Origin of the sequence: Flavobacterium alkalisoli (assembly GCF_008000935.1) — a bacterium.
Taxonomy (GTDB): Bacteria; Bacteroidota; Bacteroidia; order Flavobacteriales; family Flavobacteriaceae; genus Flavobacterium; species Flavobacterium alkalisoli.
In genome coordinates this window covers 115,772-128,706 of record NZ_CP042831.1, presented here as the reverse complement: position 1 = coordinate 128,706, position 12,935 = coordinate 115,772, and the positions used below count along the sequence as shown (strand labels likewise).

13 protein-coding genes and 4 tRNA genes are annotated in these 12,935 nt (G+C 38.7%); all 17 read left to right on the top strand.

The features are described 5' to 3' along the window. Positions 1 to 7: 7 nt before the first annotated feature. The 17 genes from FUA48_RS00510 (at position 8) to rpoB (ending at position 12,905) form a co-directional block, all read left to right on the top strand. Positions 8 to 1,150 carry an acyl-CoA dehydrogenase family protein gene (locus FUA48_RS00510; protein WP_147581613.1) on the top strand — a complete coding sequence of 381 codons (1,143 nt, stop codon included), beginning with the start codon at positions 8 to 10 and terminating at the stop codon, positions 1,148 to 1,150. A 162-nt stretch (positions 1,151 to 1,312) separates the two neighbouring features. Next, positions 1,313 to 2,665 carry an alpha-amylase gene (locus FUA48_RS00505; RefSeq protein WP_147581612.1) on the top strand — a complete coding sequence of 451 codons (1,353 nt, stop codon included), beginning with the start codon at positions 1,313 to 1,315 and terminating at the stop codon, positions 2,663 to 2,665. A gap of 72 nt (positions 2,666 to 2,737) precedes the next feature. After that, positions 2,738 to 2,932, top strand: a complete 195-nt coding sequence (gene rpsU, locus FUA48_RS00500; protein ID WP_129751642.1) for a 30S ribosomal protein S21 — start codon at positions 2,738 to 2,740, stop codon at positions 2,930 to 2,932. Positions 2,933 to 3,003: 71 nt separating this feature from the next. Continuing rightward, on the top strand, positions 3,004 to 3,906 hold the full coding sequence (locus FUA48_RS00495; RefSeq protein WP_147581611.1) for a tyrosine-type recombinase/integrase: 903 nt from the start codon (positions 3,004 to 3,006) through the stop codon (positions 3,904 to 3,906). 27 nt (positions 3,907 to 3,933) lie between these two features. Next, a complete protein-coding gene (hpf, locus tag FUA48_RS00490; RefSeq protein WP_129751644.1) occupies positions 3,934 to 4,236 on the top strand; it encodes a ribosome hibernation-promoting factor, HPF/YfiA family in 303 nt (100 codons plus the stop codon). A gap of 92 nt (positions 4,237 to 4,328) precedes the next feature. After that, positions 4,329 to 4,402 (top strand) — tRNA-Thr (locus FUA48_RS00485). A 36-nt stretch (positions 4,403 to 4,438) separates the two neighbouring features. Then, positions 4,439 to 4,519: transfer RNA gene (locus FUA48_RS00480), tRNA-Tyr, on the top strand. Between the two features lie 28 nt (positions 4,520 to 4,547). Further along, a tRNA-Thr gene (locus FUA48_RS00475) sits at positions 4,548 to 4,619 on the top strand. A 56-nt stretch (positions 4,620 to 4,675) separates the two neighbouring features. Next, positions 4,676 to 5,863 (top strand): elongation factor Tu, encoded by a 1,188-nt coding sequence (tuf, locus tag FUA48_RS00470; protein ID WP_129751645.1) that lies wholly within the window; start codon positions 4,676 to 4,678, stop codon positions 5,861 to 5,863. Positions 5,864 to 5,923: 60 nt separating this feature from the next. Continuing rightward, positions 5,924 to 5,994 (top strand) — tRNA-Trp (locus FUA48_RS00465). A 16-nt stretch (positions 5,995 to 6,010) separates the two neighbouring features. Beyond that, positions 6,011 to 6,208: a preprotein translocase subunit SecE gene (gene secE / locus FUA48_RS00460; RefSeq protein ID WP_129751646.1), complete on the top strand. Its 198-nt coding sequence runs from the start codon at positions 6,011 to 6,013 to the stop codon at positions 6,206 to 6,208. A 10-nt stretch (positions 6,209 to 6,218) separates the two neighbouring features. Continuing rightward, a complete protein-coding gene (nusG, locus tag FUA48_RS00455; RefSeq protein ID WP_129751647.1) occupies positions 6,219 to 6,770 on the top strand; it encodes a transcription termination/antitermination protein NusG in 552 nt (183 codons plus the stop codon). Positions 6,771 to 6,841: 71 nt separating this feature from the next. Next, positions 6,842 to 7,279: a 50S ribosomal protein L11 gene (gene rplK / locus FUA48_RS00450; RefSeq protein WP_129751648.1), complete on the top strand. Its 438-nt coding sequence runs from the start codon at positions 6,842 to 6,844 to the stop codon at positions 7,277 to 7,279. Between the two features lie 21 nt (positions 7,280 to 7,300). Further along, positions 7,301 to 7,990 (top strand): 50S ribosomal protein L1, encoded by a 690-nt coding sequence (rplA, locus tag FUA48_RS00445; RefSeq protein WP_129751649.1) that lies wholly within the window; start codon positions 7,301 to 7,303, stop codon positions 7,988 to 7,990. Between the two features lie 22 nt (positions 7,991 to 8,012). Further along, a complete protein-coding gene (gene rplJ / locus FUA48_RS00440; RefSeq protein ID WP_147581610.1) occupies positions 8,013 to 8,528 on the top strand; it encodes a 50S ribosomal protein L10 in 516 nt (171 codons plus the stop codon). Between the two features lie 63 nt (positions 8,529 to 8,591). Next, a complete protein-coding gene (rplL, locus tag FUA48_RS00435) occupies positions 8,592 to 8,966 on the top strand; it encodes a 50S ribosomal protein L7/L12 (RefSeq protein ID WP_147581609.1) in 375 nt (124 codons plus the stop codon). Positions 8,967 to 9,092: 126 nt separating this feature from the next. Then, positions 9,093 to 12,905: a DNA-directed RNA polymerase subunit beta gene (rpoB, locus tag FUA48_RS00430; RefSeq protein ID WP_147581608.1), complete on the top strand. Its 3,813-nt coding sequence runs from the start codon at positions 9,093 to 9,095 to the stop codon at positions 12,903 to 12,905. Positions 12,906 to 12,935: the final 30 nt, after the last annotated feature.

Genomic DNA, 12,935 nt, shown 5'->3' with positions numbered 1-12,935 from the left:
AGTCAAAATGAATTTCGAATATAGCGAAACCCAAAAAATGATTGCTGACTCCATTAAGGATTTTGCAGATCAGCATATACGTCCTAATATTATGGAATGGGACGAAAAACAACACTTTCCGGTAGACCTTTTTAAGAAACTTGGCGAAATGGGATATATGGGAGTTCTTGTTCCGGAAGAATATGGAGGAACTGGACTTGGTTATCATGAATATATTACTGTTGTAGAAGAAATATCTAAGGTAGACCCTTCAATAGGTTTGTCGGTAGCGGCACATAACTCTTTATGTACAAATCATATCCTTACTTTTGGTAATGACGAACAAAAAAAGAGATGGCTTCCTAAACTGGCAACTGCCGAGCATATTGGTGCATGGGGTTTAACTGAACACAATACGGGATCTGATGCAGGGGGAATGAATACTACTGCTGTAAAAGATGGAGACCACTGGATTGTTAACGGTGCTAAGAACTTTATTACTCACGCTAAATCGGGTGATATAGCTGTGGTAATTGTTCGTACCGGAGAAAAAGGTGACTCAAGAGGTATGACTGCTTTTGTATTTGAAAAAGGCATGCCTGGTTTTACAAGTGGTAAAAAAGAAGATAAATTAGGTATGCGTGCCAGCGAAACGGCCGAGCTTATTTTTGATAACTGCCGTGTGCCGGATGCAAACAGATTAGGTGAAGTAGGTGATGGTTTCGTTCAGGCAATGAAGGTTCTTGACGGTGGTAGGATATCAATTGGTGCTTTATCGTTAGGTATAGCAAAAGGAGCTTATGAGGCAGCTCTTAAATATTCTAAAGAGCGTTATCAGTTTGGTCAGCCTATCAGTAGCTTCCAGGGTATTGCTTTTAAGCTTGCCGATATGGCTACAGAAATCGAAGCATCTGAATTGTTACTTCACAAAGCAGCCTATCTTAAGAATAACAATAAGAAAATGACTGTTGCGGGAGCGATGGGTAAAATGTATTCATCTGAAGTATGTGTGAGGGTTTCTAATGAAGCGGTACAGATACATGGAGGGTATGGTTATACCAAGGATTACCCGGTTGAGAAGTTTTACAGAGACTCCAAATTATGTACTATAGGTGAAGGAACAACTGAAATCCAGAAACTTGTAATATCACGAAACATATTAAAAGACTAATTATTTAAATTATAAATAATTGTAAAAGAGGAGCTTATATATAAGTTCCTCTTTTTTATTAAACTTATCAACATTACAACGTTGTAGTGTTAAAATATTTTTTGATTTCGTAAAATTAAGGAGTTAAATATGTAGATTAAGTAAAATTTAACCCTTTTAATTATGAAATACATATTTACTCTACTGTTCGCTTTGGCTTTAATAAGCTGTAGCGATGAAGCGGATGTTAAAGATGACATCCAGACAAGTCAGGAGGTTACCACTCCGGTATTCAATACAAAGGCTATAGGTTCTAAGGTTATGATGCAGGCCTTTTACTGGGATGTTCCGGCTGGTGGTACATGGTGGAATACTGTAAAAGGTAAAGTGCCTGCATGGAAAAACGCCGGTATAGATGCTATATGGCTTCCTCCGGCTACTAAGGCGCAAAATGGCCCGTATTCAATGGGATACGATCCTTTTGATTATTTTGATTTTGGAAGCTATAATCAAATGGGTAGTACAGAAACACGCTTCGGGTCTCTGTCAGAGATTCAGTCGCTTATTTCTACGGCTCACACAAATGGTATAAGTGTTATAGCTGATATCGTTATTAATCACAACAGCGGTGGTGCTTCGCAGGCTAATCCTTTTACGGGAGGTAATACATGGACTGATTTTCAGCCGGCATCGGGATTGTTTAACAGGTCTTATTATGATTTTCATCCTAATGATGTGCATTCCGGAGATTCCGGTTCATTTGGCGGATATCCTGATTTGTGTCATGATAAGCAATATGTACAGGACTGGTTGTATAACAACTCTAACTCCATAGCTAAATATTATAAGAATGTAATGGGGTTTGACGGTTGGCGCTTTGATTATGTAAAAGGTTTTGAACCGTGGGTGGTTAAGAACTTTAAGAATGCTGCAGGAGGTTTTGCTGTAGGAGAGTATTGGGACGGTAACGCTGCTACTTTAGAGTGGTGGGCTAATCAGGCTGAGGCCAGTGCTTTTGACTTTGCATGTTATTACAGGATGAGGGATGCGTTTATGGGTAATGATCTTACTCAGCTAAACGGAGATATGCTTTTAAAACGTAATTCTTATAAAGCTGTAACTTTTGTTGCAAACCACGATACCGATGAGATATATAATAATAAGTTATTGGCGTATGCTTACATAATGACGCATGAAGGCTATCCTTGTGTGTTTTACAGGGATTATGAAGAGTGGCTGGATAAGAATAAGATGAATAACCTTATATGGATACATAATAATAAGGCTTCGGGTAACACAACTTATCTTTATGCAGATAATGATGAGTATGTGGCAAGAAGAAACGGTAGCCCGGGGCTGGTGGTTTATATTAATAATAGTAATTCATGGCAGGAAAGGTGGGTAGATACTAACTGGGCTAATACAGTTATAAAGGATTATACGGGTAATTCCGGTTGGGAGCCTACTACTCAGGGTGATACCTGGGTAAAAATTCAGGCGCCCCCTCATGGGTATACTGTTTGGTCGGTAAAATAAATTTGAATAATTGGTTTTTAATCAAAAAATATTTTATAAGTTTGCACCCTTAACGAGAGGAGGTGTTATATTATGTTGATTATACCAATTAAAGACGGAGAGAATATCGATAGAGCTCTAAAGCGCTACAAGAGAAAATTTGATAAAACAGGAGTTGTTAGACAACTAAGAAGTCGTCAGCAGTTCACGAAACCATCTGTTGTAAGAAGAGCTCAAATCCAGAAAGCAGCTTATATCCAAACATTAAGAGACTCAGTAGAGAACTAATTATTTTTTTGGATTTAAAATAATAACCGTTAACAGAAAAGTTCATTAACTTTGCTGTTAACGGTTTTTTTATGGTTAATTCTAAACAGGCATATGCAGACTATCTTTTAAAGGAGAAGAATTATTCTCTTTTAACCCTTAAGGCTTATACTAATGATTTGTCTGAATTTGAGTCTTTTATCAAACAGCATGATGAAAGTATGGAGCTTGAAGATGTGGTTTACGGTCACATTAGGGGTTGGATAGTAAATTTGGTAGAGCAGGGTTTGTCTAACCGCTCGGTAAACCGAAAGATATCTTCGCTTAAATCGTTTTATAAATTTTTACTTCGTGCAAAGCAGATTGAGATCAATCCGCTTCAAAAACACAAATCGCTTAAAACGGAAAAAAAAGTACAGGTTCCTTTTTCTGAAAAAGAGCTTACTGCTGTATATGAAGAAATGGAATATACTGATGATTTTGATGGTGTTAGGGACAGGCTTATTATTGAGCTATTTTATACAACAGGTATGCGTAGGGCAGAGCTTATTGGTTTAAAGCTCAACTCGTATGATAAAGGCGGGCAGACTTTAAAGGTTTTGGGTAAGAGAAATAAGGAGAGGATATTGCCAGTTTTGAGCTGTACTGCTCAACTTATTACAAAATATCTTACAGAAAGAAATGAGCTTGAAAATATAGTAGACAGAGATGTGTTAATTTTAAACAGGAGGGGTCAAAAAGTGAGTGAATCTTTTGTTTATAGGTTAATAAATAGTTACTTTAGTGTTGTCTCTGCTAAGGTTAAAAAGAGTCCTCATGTGTTGCGTCATACTTTCGCTACACATTTACTCAATAACGGAGCAGATTTAAACTCAGTAAAAGAATTATTAGGTCACGCAAGTTTGTCTTCTACTCAAATATACACGCACAGCAGTCTTGCGGAGCTTAAAAAAGTATATCAGGAAGCGCATCCCCGTAACCGAAATGATTCATAATGTTTAACTATTTTAAAAGTTATGTTTATGAAAGTAAATGTTCATGCAGTCAACTTTAATGTTGACAGAAAACTGGTTGGCTATGTTCAGGAAAAATTGGATAAGCTTGATAAGTATTATGACAGAGTTGTATGTTCTGATGTGTTTTTTAAACTGGATAATACGAGTGCAAAAATTAATAAGATTGCAGAGCTTAAAGTTAGTGTTCCCGGAGACGAATTTGTAGTCAAAAAACAGTGTAAGACATTTGAGGAGGCTGTAATGTTAGCGGCTGATTCCATGGAGCGTTTATTGGTGAAAAGAAAACAAAAAGTAAGAGCGCATTCATAACTGAAAAAAAAGTTCAAAAATGTTTTGATTAAAATAAAAAATCTATACATTTGCAGTCCGTTAGAAATAGCGGACTTTTTTTATTCTAAGTTGCCGGTGTAGCTCAGCTGGCTAGAGCAGCTGATTTGTAATCAGCAGGTCGTGGGTTCGAGTCCCTCCATCGGCTCAAAGTTTTTTGAAAAGCAACTGAAGATAAAGGTTAGGGGAGATACTCAAGCGGCCAACGAGGACGGACTGTAAATCCGTTGGGAAACCTTCGCAGGTTCGAATCCTGCTCTCCCCACTAACTCTAAGCGAGAGTTTAGGATTAAGCCGGTGTAGCTCAGGGGTAGAGTGCTTCCTTGGTAAGGAAGAGGTCACGGGTTCAAATCCCGTCATTGGCTCAATATTAGTAAAAATTTGAACACTAATTATATAACTAAGATTAAATTATTAAATCATGGCAAAGGAAACTTTTGATCGTTCCAAACCGCACTTGAATATTGGTACTATTGGACACGTTGACCACGGAAAAACAACTTTGACTGCTGCTATTACTAAAGTATTAGCTGATGCAGGTCTTTCTGAAGCAAGATCATTTGATCAAATTGATAATGCTCCTGAAGAAAAAGAAAGGGGTATTACTATTAATACATCTCACGTAGAGTACGCTACTGCTAACCGTCACTACGCTCACGTTGACTGTCCAGGTCACGCGGATTACGTTAAGAACATGGTTACTGGTGCTGCTCAGATGGACGGTGCTATTCTTGTAGTTGCTGCTACAGATGGTCCAATGCCACAAACTCGTGAGCACATCCTTCTAGGTCGTCAGGTAGGTGTTCCAAGAATCGTTGTATTCATGAACAAAGTGGATATGGTTGATGATGCTGAGCTACTTGAGCTAGTAGAGATGGAAATCCGTGACCTATTATCATTCTATCAGTATGATGGTGATAACGGTCCTGTAATTAAAGGTTCTGCTCTAGGTGCACTTAACGGTGAGCCAAAATGGGTTGATACTGTTATGGAGCTTATGGATGCAGTTGATAACTGGATCGAAGAGCCGGTACGTGATAGAGAGAAGCCATTCCTTATGCCTGTTGAAGACGTATTCACAATCACTGGTCGTGGTACTGTTGCTACAGGTCGTATCGAAACTGGTGTTGCTAACACAGGTGATCCTGTAGAAATCATTGGTATGGGTGCTGACAAATTAACATCTACTATTACAGGTGTTGAGATGTTCCGTAAAATCCTTGACAGAGGTGAAGCTGGTGATAACGTAGGTCTACTTCTTCGTGGTATAGATAAAGCTGATATCCGTCGTGGTATGGTTATCTGTAAGCCAGGATCAGTTAAGCCTCATGCTAAATTCAAAGCAGAGGTTTATATCCTTAAGAAAGAAGAAGGTGGTCGTCACACTCCATTCCATAACAACTACCGTCCTCAGTTCTACGTTCGTACAACTGACGTAACAGGTACTATTAACTTACCTGCAGGTGTTGAGATGGTTATGCCTGGTGATAACCTTACTATTGATGTACAATTACTTAGCCCAATCGCTCTTAGCGTAGGTCTACGTTTCGCTATCCGTGAGGGTGGTAGAACTGTAGGTGCTGGTCAGGTTACTGAAATTCTAGACTAATTTATTAGTTAAATAATAAAAGGCCGGCAGTGCTTTTGTAACTGCCGGCTTTTATAACAAACGGGCGTAGTTCAAGGGTAGAATAGCGGTCTCCAAAACCGTTGATGGGGGTTCGAATCCCTCCGCCCGTGCAAAAAACGAAATTATATGGCAAAGGTTACCAATTATATATCAGAAGCATTTACTGAGTTAAAGACAAATGTAACGTGGCCTGAATGGTCAGAAGTACAGCGATTAACTATTATTGTTGCTGTTTTTTCTATACTTTTTGCTTTAGCAACATTTGCAGTTGATAGAGGGTTTGAAGTTGTTGTTGCGAGAATTTATGATTTCTTAAAAAATTAATTTTATTACGATGACTGATAACAATGTCAAAAAATGGTATGTGGTTAGAGCGGTAAGCGGTCAGGAAAATAAAGTTAAAAACTACATCGAAACTGAGATAAGCCGTTTAGGTATGGCTGATTATGTTTCTCAGGTACTTGTTCCTACTGAAAAAGTAGTACAGGTTAGAGATGGTAAGAAAATTAGCAAAGACAGAGTTTATTTTCCGGGATATGTTATGATTGAAGCAAATCTAACCGGAGAAATACCTCATATAATTAAGTCAATTTCCGGAGTTATTGGTTTCCTTGGTGAAACTAAAGGCGGAGACGCTGTGCCGTTACGTCTTTCGGAAGTTAACAGGATGCTGGGTAAAGTAGACGAACTTTCTGTTAAGACAGATAACGTTGCGATACCTTACGTAGTAGGTGAAACAGTTAAAGTTATCGACGGGCCGTTTAACGGATTTAACGGTACAGTTGAGAAGGTTAACGAAGATAAGCGTAAGCTTGAGGTGATGGTTAAGATTTTTGGAAGAAAGACACCATTGGAGTTAAGCTTTATGCAGGTTGAAAAAGTATAATTTTTGTTACACTAATATATAAAATCACATCATTCGCTTCCAAATGAAGATGTGCTAAATCTTTTAAAGAAATGGCTAAAGAAATTAGTAAAGTAGTTAAACTACAAGTTAAGGGAGGTGCTGCGAATCCTTCGCCACCGGTTGGACCTGCTTTGGGGGCTGCTGGAGTTAACATCATGGAGTTCTGTAAGCAATTTAATGCTAGAACTCAGGATAAACCAGGCAAAGTATTACCAGTACAAATTACTGTGTATAAAGACAAGTCTTTTGAATTTGTTGTTAAAACGCCACCTGCAGCTATTCAATTATTAGAAGCTGCTAAGTTAAAGTCGGGTTCAGGTGAACCAAACCGTAAGAAAGTAGCTAGCGTTACTTGGGATCAAATTAGAGCTATTGCAGAAGACAAAATGGCTGACCTAAATGCATTCACTATTGAGAAAGCAATGAGTATGGTTGCCGGAACTGCAAGATCTATGGGTATAACAGTATCAGGAACAGCTCCTTTTTAATCGTAAAAAGAAAAAAAAGACATGGCAAAATTGACAAAAAAACAAAAAGAGGCTGCTTCAAAAATTGAAAAGAACAAGCTGTATTCTCTGAAAGATGCTTCTGCATTAATCAAAACAGTTGCTTCTGCAAAATTTGATGAGTCTGTTGATATCGCAGTACGTTTGGGTGTAGATCCTAGGAAAGCGAATCAAATGGTTAGAGGGGTTGTTACATTACCACACGGTACAGGTAAAGACGTTAGAGTACTTGCATTAGTAACTCCTGATAAAGAAGCTGAAGCTAAAGCTGCTGGTGCAGACCACGTAGGTTTAGATGACTACCTTCAAAAAATTAAAGACGGTTGGACAGATGTTGATGTTATCATCACTATGCCAAGCGTTATGGGTAAACTAGGTCCGTTAGGTAGAGTTTTAGGTCCAAGAGGTTTAATGCCTAACCCTAAAACAGGTACTGTAACTATGGACGTTGCAAAAGCTGTTCAGGAAGTGAAAGCTGGTAAAATTGACTTTAAAGTTGATAAAACCGGTATTGTTCACGCCGGAATCGGAAAAGTATCTTTTGATGCTGACAAGATTTCTGAGAACGCTCACGAAATTATTCAAACATTAATCAAATTAAAACCAACTGCAGCAAAAGGTACTTACATTAAGAGTATTCACATCTCTAGTACTATGAGTCCTGCTATTGCTTTAGATCCTAAAGCGGTATAATTGGTAGTTAAAAAGTTTTATTATGACCAGAGAAGAAAAATCAAGAGTTATTGAAGATTTAACTGCACAGTTAACCGGTTCAAATGTGATCTATCTTGCAGATATATCGGGCCTTGATGCAGAAACTACTTCAAACTTAAGAAGAGCTTGCTTTAAAGCAGGTATCAAGTTAGAGGTTGTTAAAAATACTCTTATTGAGAAAGCAATGGAGTCTTCTGAAAATAACTATGGTGAATTACCATCGGTATTAAAAGGGAACACTTCTATTATGTATGCTGAAGTAGGAAACGCTCCTGCTAAAGTAATCAAAGAATTCCGTAAAAAATCTGATAAGCCTTTATTAAAAGGAGCTTACATTAATGAGGCGGTATTTATCGGCGACAACCAGTTAGATTCTCTTGTTGCTCTTAAATCTAAAGAAGAAGTTATCGGAGACATCATCGGATTACTTCAATCGCCTGCTAAAAATGTTGTTTCTGCTCTTAAATCAGGTGGAGGCAAGATTGCGGGTATTGTTAAAACATTATCTGAAAGATAATAACCAACGCGAGTACGCACTTAATAAATTATATATTTTAAAAACTATTTAAAACGATAGAAAATGGCAGATTTAAAACAATTCGCAGAACAATTAGTTAACTTAACAGTTAAAGAAGTTAACGAACTAGCTACAATATTAAAAGATGAGTATGGTATCGAGCCTGCAGCTGCTGCTGTAGCTGTTGCTGGTCCTGCTGGTCCTGGTGCTGAGGCTGCTGCTGAGCAAACAGAATTCACTGTAGTGCTTAAAGACGCTGGTGCTTCTAAACTAGCTGTTGTTAAAGCTGTAAAAGAACTTACTGGTCTAGGTCTTAAAGAGGCTAAAGATCTTGTAGATTCTGCTCCTGCAAACGTAAAAGAAGGTGTTGCTAAAGACGAGGCTGAAGGTCTTAAAAAATCTTTAGAAGAAGCTGGAGCTGTAGTTGAGCTTAAATAAGCAGACTTCGGTTTGAAAACCTAGGTTTAGGCCTTGAGAAAATCTCTCAAAGGCCTAAACCATTTTTCGTATAATAACATTATACGCTTTCTTATTAAACTTTTTTAATCAAAATTTTGTCCATTGATGATAACAAATCAGACTGAGAGATTAAATTTTGCCTCTACGAAAAACATTCCTGCGTACCCTGACTTTCTGGATATTCAGGTTAAGTCTTTCAAGGATTTCTTTCAACTTGAAACTAAATCTGACGAAAGAGGCAACGAAGGTCTTTATAACACCTTCATGGAAAACTTTCCGATCACTGATACCAGAAATCAGTTTGTACTGGAGTTCCTTGACTACTTTGTTGATCCGCCTAGGTATACAATTGAGGAGTGTATAGACAGGGGGCTAACTTACAGCGTGCCATTAAAGGCAAGGTTAAAGCTGTACTGTACAGACCCTGAGCATGAGGATTTTGAGACAATTGTACAGGACGTATATTTAGGTACTATACCTTATATGACACCTAGCGGTACTTTTGTTATCAATGGTGCAGAGCGTGTAGTTGTATCTCAGTTACACAGATCACCGGGTGTTTTCTTCGGTCAATCCTTCCACGCAAACGGAACAAAATTATATTCTGCAAGGGTAATTCCTTTTAAAGGTTCCTGGATTGAGTTTGCAACCGATATCAACAATGTGATGTATGCTTACATCGACAGGAAGAAAAAGTTACCGGTTACAACATTATTCAGAGCAATTGGTTTTGAAAGGGATAAAGACATCCTTGAAATTTTTGACCTTGCTGAAGAGGTTAAGGTTTCTAAAACCGGTCTTAAGAAGTATATAGGCAGAAGGCTTGCTGCTCGTGTTCTTAACACGTGGCATGAAGACTTTGTGGATGAGGATACAGGAGAGGTAGTGTCTATTGAGCGTAATGAGATTATATTAGACAGGGATACTCTTATCGACAAAGATAATGTTGAGGAGATCATTGATTCTAATGTAAAATCTATTCTGTTACACAAAGAGGATAATAATCAGGCAGATTATGCTATTATCCATAATACTTTACAGAAAGACCCAACAAACTCAGAAAAAGAAGCTGTTGAGCATATATACCGTCAGCTGCGTAATGCAGAACCGCCTGATGAGGAAACGGCTCGTGGCATTATAGATAAATTGTTCTTCTCAGATCAGCGTTACAACTTAGGTGAAGTTGGTCGTTACAGAATGAACAAAAAACTAAATCTTGATATTCCTATGGATAAGCAGGTGCTTACCAAAGAGGATATCATTACTATCGTTAAATATCTAATCGAGCTTATCAACTCTAAAGCAGAGATTGATGATATCGACCACTTATCAAACCGTCGTGTAAGAACTGTAGGTGAACAACTTTCGGCTCAGTTTGGCGTTGGTTTAGCGCGTATGGCGAGAACCATCAGAGAGCGTATGAACGTTAGGGATAACGAGGTGTTTACACCAATTGACCTTATCAATGCTAAAACATTGTCGTCAGTTATCAACTCTTTCTTTGGTACTAACCAGCTATCTCAGTTTATGGACCAGACTAATCCATTAGCAGAGATTACACACAAAAGAAGATTGTCTGCATTAGGCCCTGGTGGTCTTTCGAGAGAGAGAGCAGGTTTCGAAGTGCGAGACGTTCACTATACGCATTACGGACGTTTATGTCCTATTGAAACGCCGGAGGGTCCAAACATTGGTTTGATCTCTTCTCTTGGTGTTTATGCTAAAGTAAACGGAATGGGCTTTATTGAAACACCTTACCGTAAAGTAGAAAACGGTAAAGTTGATTTAGAGTCAGAACCGGTTTATTTAAGTGCAGAGGAAGAAGAAGGTAAGCTTATTGCTCAGGCAAATATTGAGATGAATGAAAAAGGTGATATCACTGCCGAAAGGGTTATTGCCCGTGAGGAGGGTGACTTCCCGGTTGTTGAGCCATCTGTAGTACATTATACAGACGTTGCTCCTAACCAGATCGCTTCAATTTCAGCTTCATTAATTCCATTCCTTGAGCACGATGATGCTAACCGTGCGTTGATGGGATCAAACATGATGCGTCAGGCCGTACCATTGTTACGTCCTGATTCACCTATCGTTGGTACCGGTCTTGAGCGTCAGGTAGCGTCAGATTCAAGGGTACTTATCAATGCCGAAGGTAATGGTGTTGTTGAGTATGTTGATGCAAATGAGATTACTATTAAGTATGACAGAACAGATCGTGAGAGAAGCGTAAGCTTTGATACGGATGATAAAACATACAAACTTATCAAGTTCAGAAAAACTAACCAGAGTACAAGTATCAACCTTAAGCCTATCGTTAGAAGAGGTGACAGAGTTGTAAAAGGACAAGTACTTTGTGAAGGTTATGCAACACAAAACGGTGAGCTTGCTCTTGGTAGAAACCTTCAGGTGGCATTCATGCCTTGGAAAGGTTACAACTTTGAGGATGCGATTGTAATTTCTGAAAAAGTAGTTCGTGATGATATCTTTACATCTATCCACGTAGACGATTATTCACTAGAGGTAAGGGATACTAAATTAGGTAACGAAGAGTTAACCAACGATATTCCTAACGTAAGTGAAGAGGCTACTAAAGATCTTGATGAGAACGGTATGATCAGGATTGGTGCAGAAGTTAAACCTGGTGATATCCTTATCGGTAAGATTACTCCTAAAGGAGAATCTGACCCTACACCGGAAGAGAAGCTGTTAAGAGCTATCTTTGGTGATAAAGCGGGTGATGTTAAGGATGCTTCATTAAAAGCTTCTCCATCATTACATGGTGTTGTTCTTGATAAGAAATTATTTGCGAGAGCAGTAAAAGATAAACGCAAACGTACAAAAGATAAAGACGATTTAACTAAACTTGAAATGGAGTTTGAAGTTAAGTTCAATGAGCTTAAAGACAGACTTATCGATAAGTTATTTAATATCGTTAACGGAAAAACTTCTCAGGGAGTAATGAATGATCTTGGTGAGGAAGTATTACCAAAAGGTAAGAAATATACTCAGAAGATGCTTTATGCTGTTGAAGATTTCGCTCACTTAACTAAAGGACAGTGGACAACGGATGACGAAACCAATGCTATGGTTAACGACCTTATCCACAACTATAAAATTAAGCTGAACGACCTTCAGGGTGCATTAAGAAGAGAGAAATTCACTATTACTGTAGGGGATGAGCTTCCATCAGGAATTTTAAAACTTGCTAAAGTTTACATCGCTAAGAAACGTAAGCTTAAAGTGGGTGATAAAATGGCGGGTCGTCACGGTAACAAAGGTATTGTTGCTAAGATAGTTCGTCAGGAGGATATGCCATTCCTTGAAGACGGAACACCGGTAGATATCGTTCTTAACCCACTAGGGGTACCATCTCGTATGAACATTGGTCAGATTTATGAGACTGTTCTTGGATGGGCTGGTATGAAGTTAGGTAAGAAGTTTGCTACTCCTATTTTTGATGGTGCTTCGCTTGATCAGATCAACAAGCTTACCGATGAGGCTGGAATACCTCGTTTTGGTCACACTTATCTATATGATGGTGGTACCGGAGAGCGTTTCCACCAGGCAGCAACTGTAGGTGTTATCTACATGCTTAAACTGGGTCACATGGTAGATGATAAGATGCACGCACGTTCTATCGGTCCTTACTCGCTTATCACTCAGCAGCCTCTTGGAGGTAAAGCTCAGTTTGGTGGTCAGCGTTTTGGAGAGATGGAGGTATGGGCTCTTGAGGCATATGGTGCTTCTAGTACCTTAAGGGAGATACTGACTGTTAAATCGGATGACGTAATTGGTAGGGCTAAAACTTACGAGGCTATCGTTAAGGGTGAAACCATGCCGGAACCAGGATTGCCGGAATCATTCAACGTATTGATGCACGAGCTTAAAGGTCTTGGACTAGACATCAGATTAGAAGAATAAATTTCCATGGGAGTGGTGCCTTGGCGCCAT

Bases quoted from the DNA above. Each gene is read 5' to 3' on its own strand.
- rpsU (WP_129751642.1), top strand. From the start codon at position 2,738: ATGTTGATTATACCAATTAAAGACGGAGAGAATATCGATAGAGCTCTA.
- tuf (WP_129751645.1), top strand. From the start codon at position 4,676: ATGGCAAAGGAAACTTTTGATCGTTCCAAACCGCACTTGAATATTGGT.
- hpf (WP_129751644.1), top strand. From the start codon at position 3,934: ATGAAAGTAAATGTTCATGCAGTCAACTTTAATGTTGACAGAAAACTG.
- rplL (WP_147581609.1), top strand. From the start codon at position 8,592: ATGGCAGATTTAAAACAATTCGCAGAACAATTAGTTAACTTAACAGTT.
- FUA48_RS00505 (WP_147581612.1), top strand. From the start codon at position 1,313: ATGAAATACATATTTACTCTACTGTTCGCTTTGGCTTTAATAAGCTGT.
- FUA48_RS00495 (WP_147581611.1), top strand. From the start codon at position 3,004: ATGGTTAATTCTAAACAGGCATATGCAGACTATCTTTTAAAGGAGAAG.
- rplA (WP_129751649.1), top strand. From the start codon at position 7,301: ATGGCAAAATTGACAAAAAAACAAAAAGAGGCTGCTTCAAAAATTGAA.
- secE (WP_129751646.1), top strand. From the start codon at position 6,011: ATGGCAAAGGTTACCAATTATATATCAGAAGCATTTACTGAGTTAAAG.
- nusG (WP_129751647.1), top strand. From the start codon at position 6,219: ATGACTGATAACAATGTCAAAAAATGGTATGTGGTTAGAGCGGTAAGC.
- rpoB (WP_147581608.1), top strand. From the start codon at position 9,093: ATGATAACAAATCAGACTGAGAGATTAAATTTTGCCTCTACGAAAAAC.
- rplJ (WP_147581610.1), top strand. From the start codon at position 8,013: ATGACCAGAGAAGAAAAATCAAGAGTTATTGAAGATTTAACTGCACAG.
- FUA48_RS00510 (WP_147581613.1), top strand. From the start codon at position 8: ATGAATTTCGAATATAGCGAAACCCAAAAAATGATTGCTGACTCCATT.
- rplK (WP_129751648.1), top strand. From the start codon at position 6,842: ATGGCTAAAGAAATTAGTAAAGTAGTTAAACTACAAGTTAAGGGAGGT.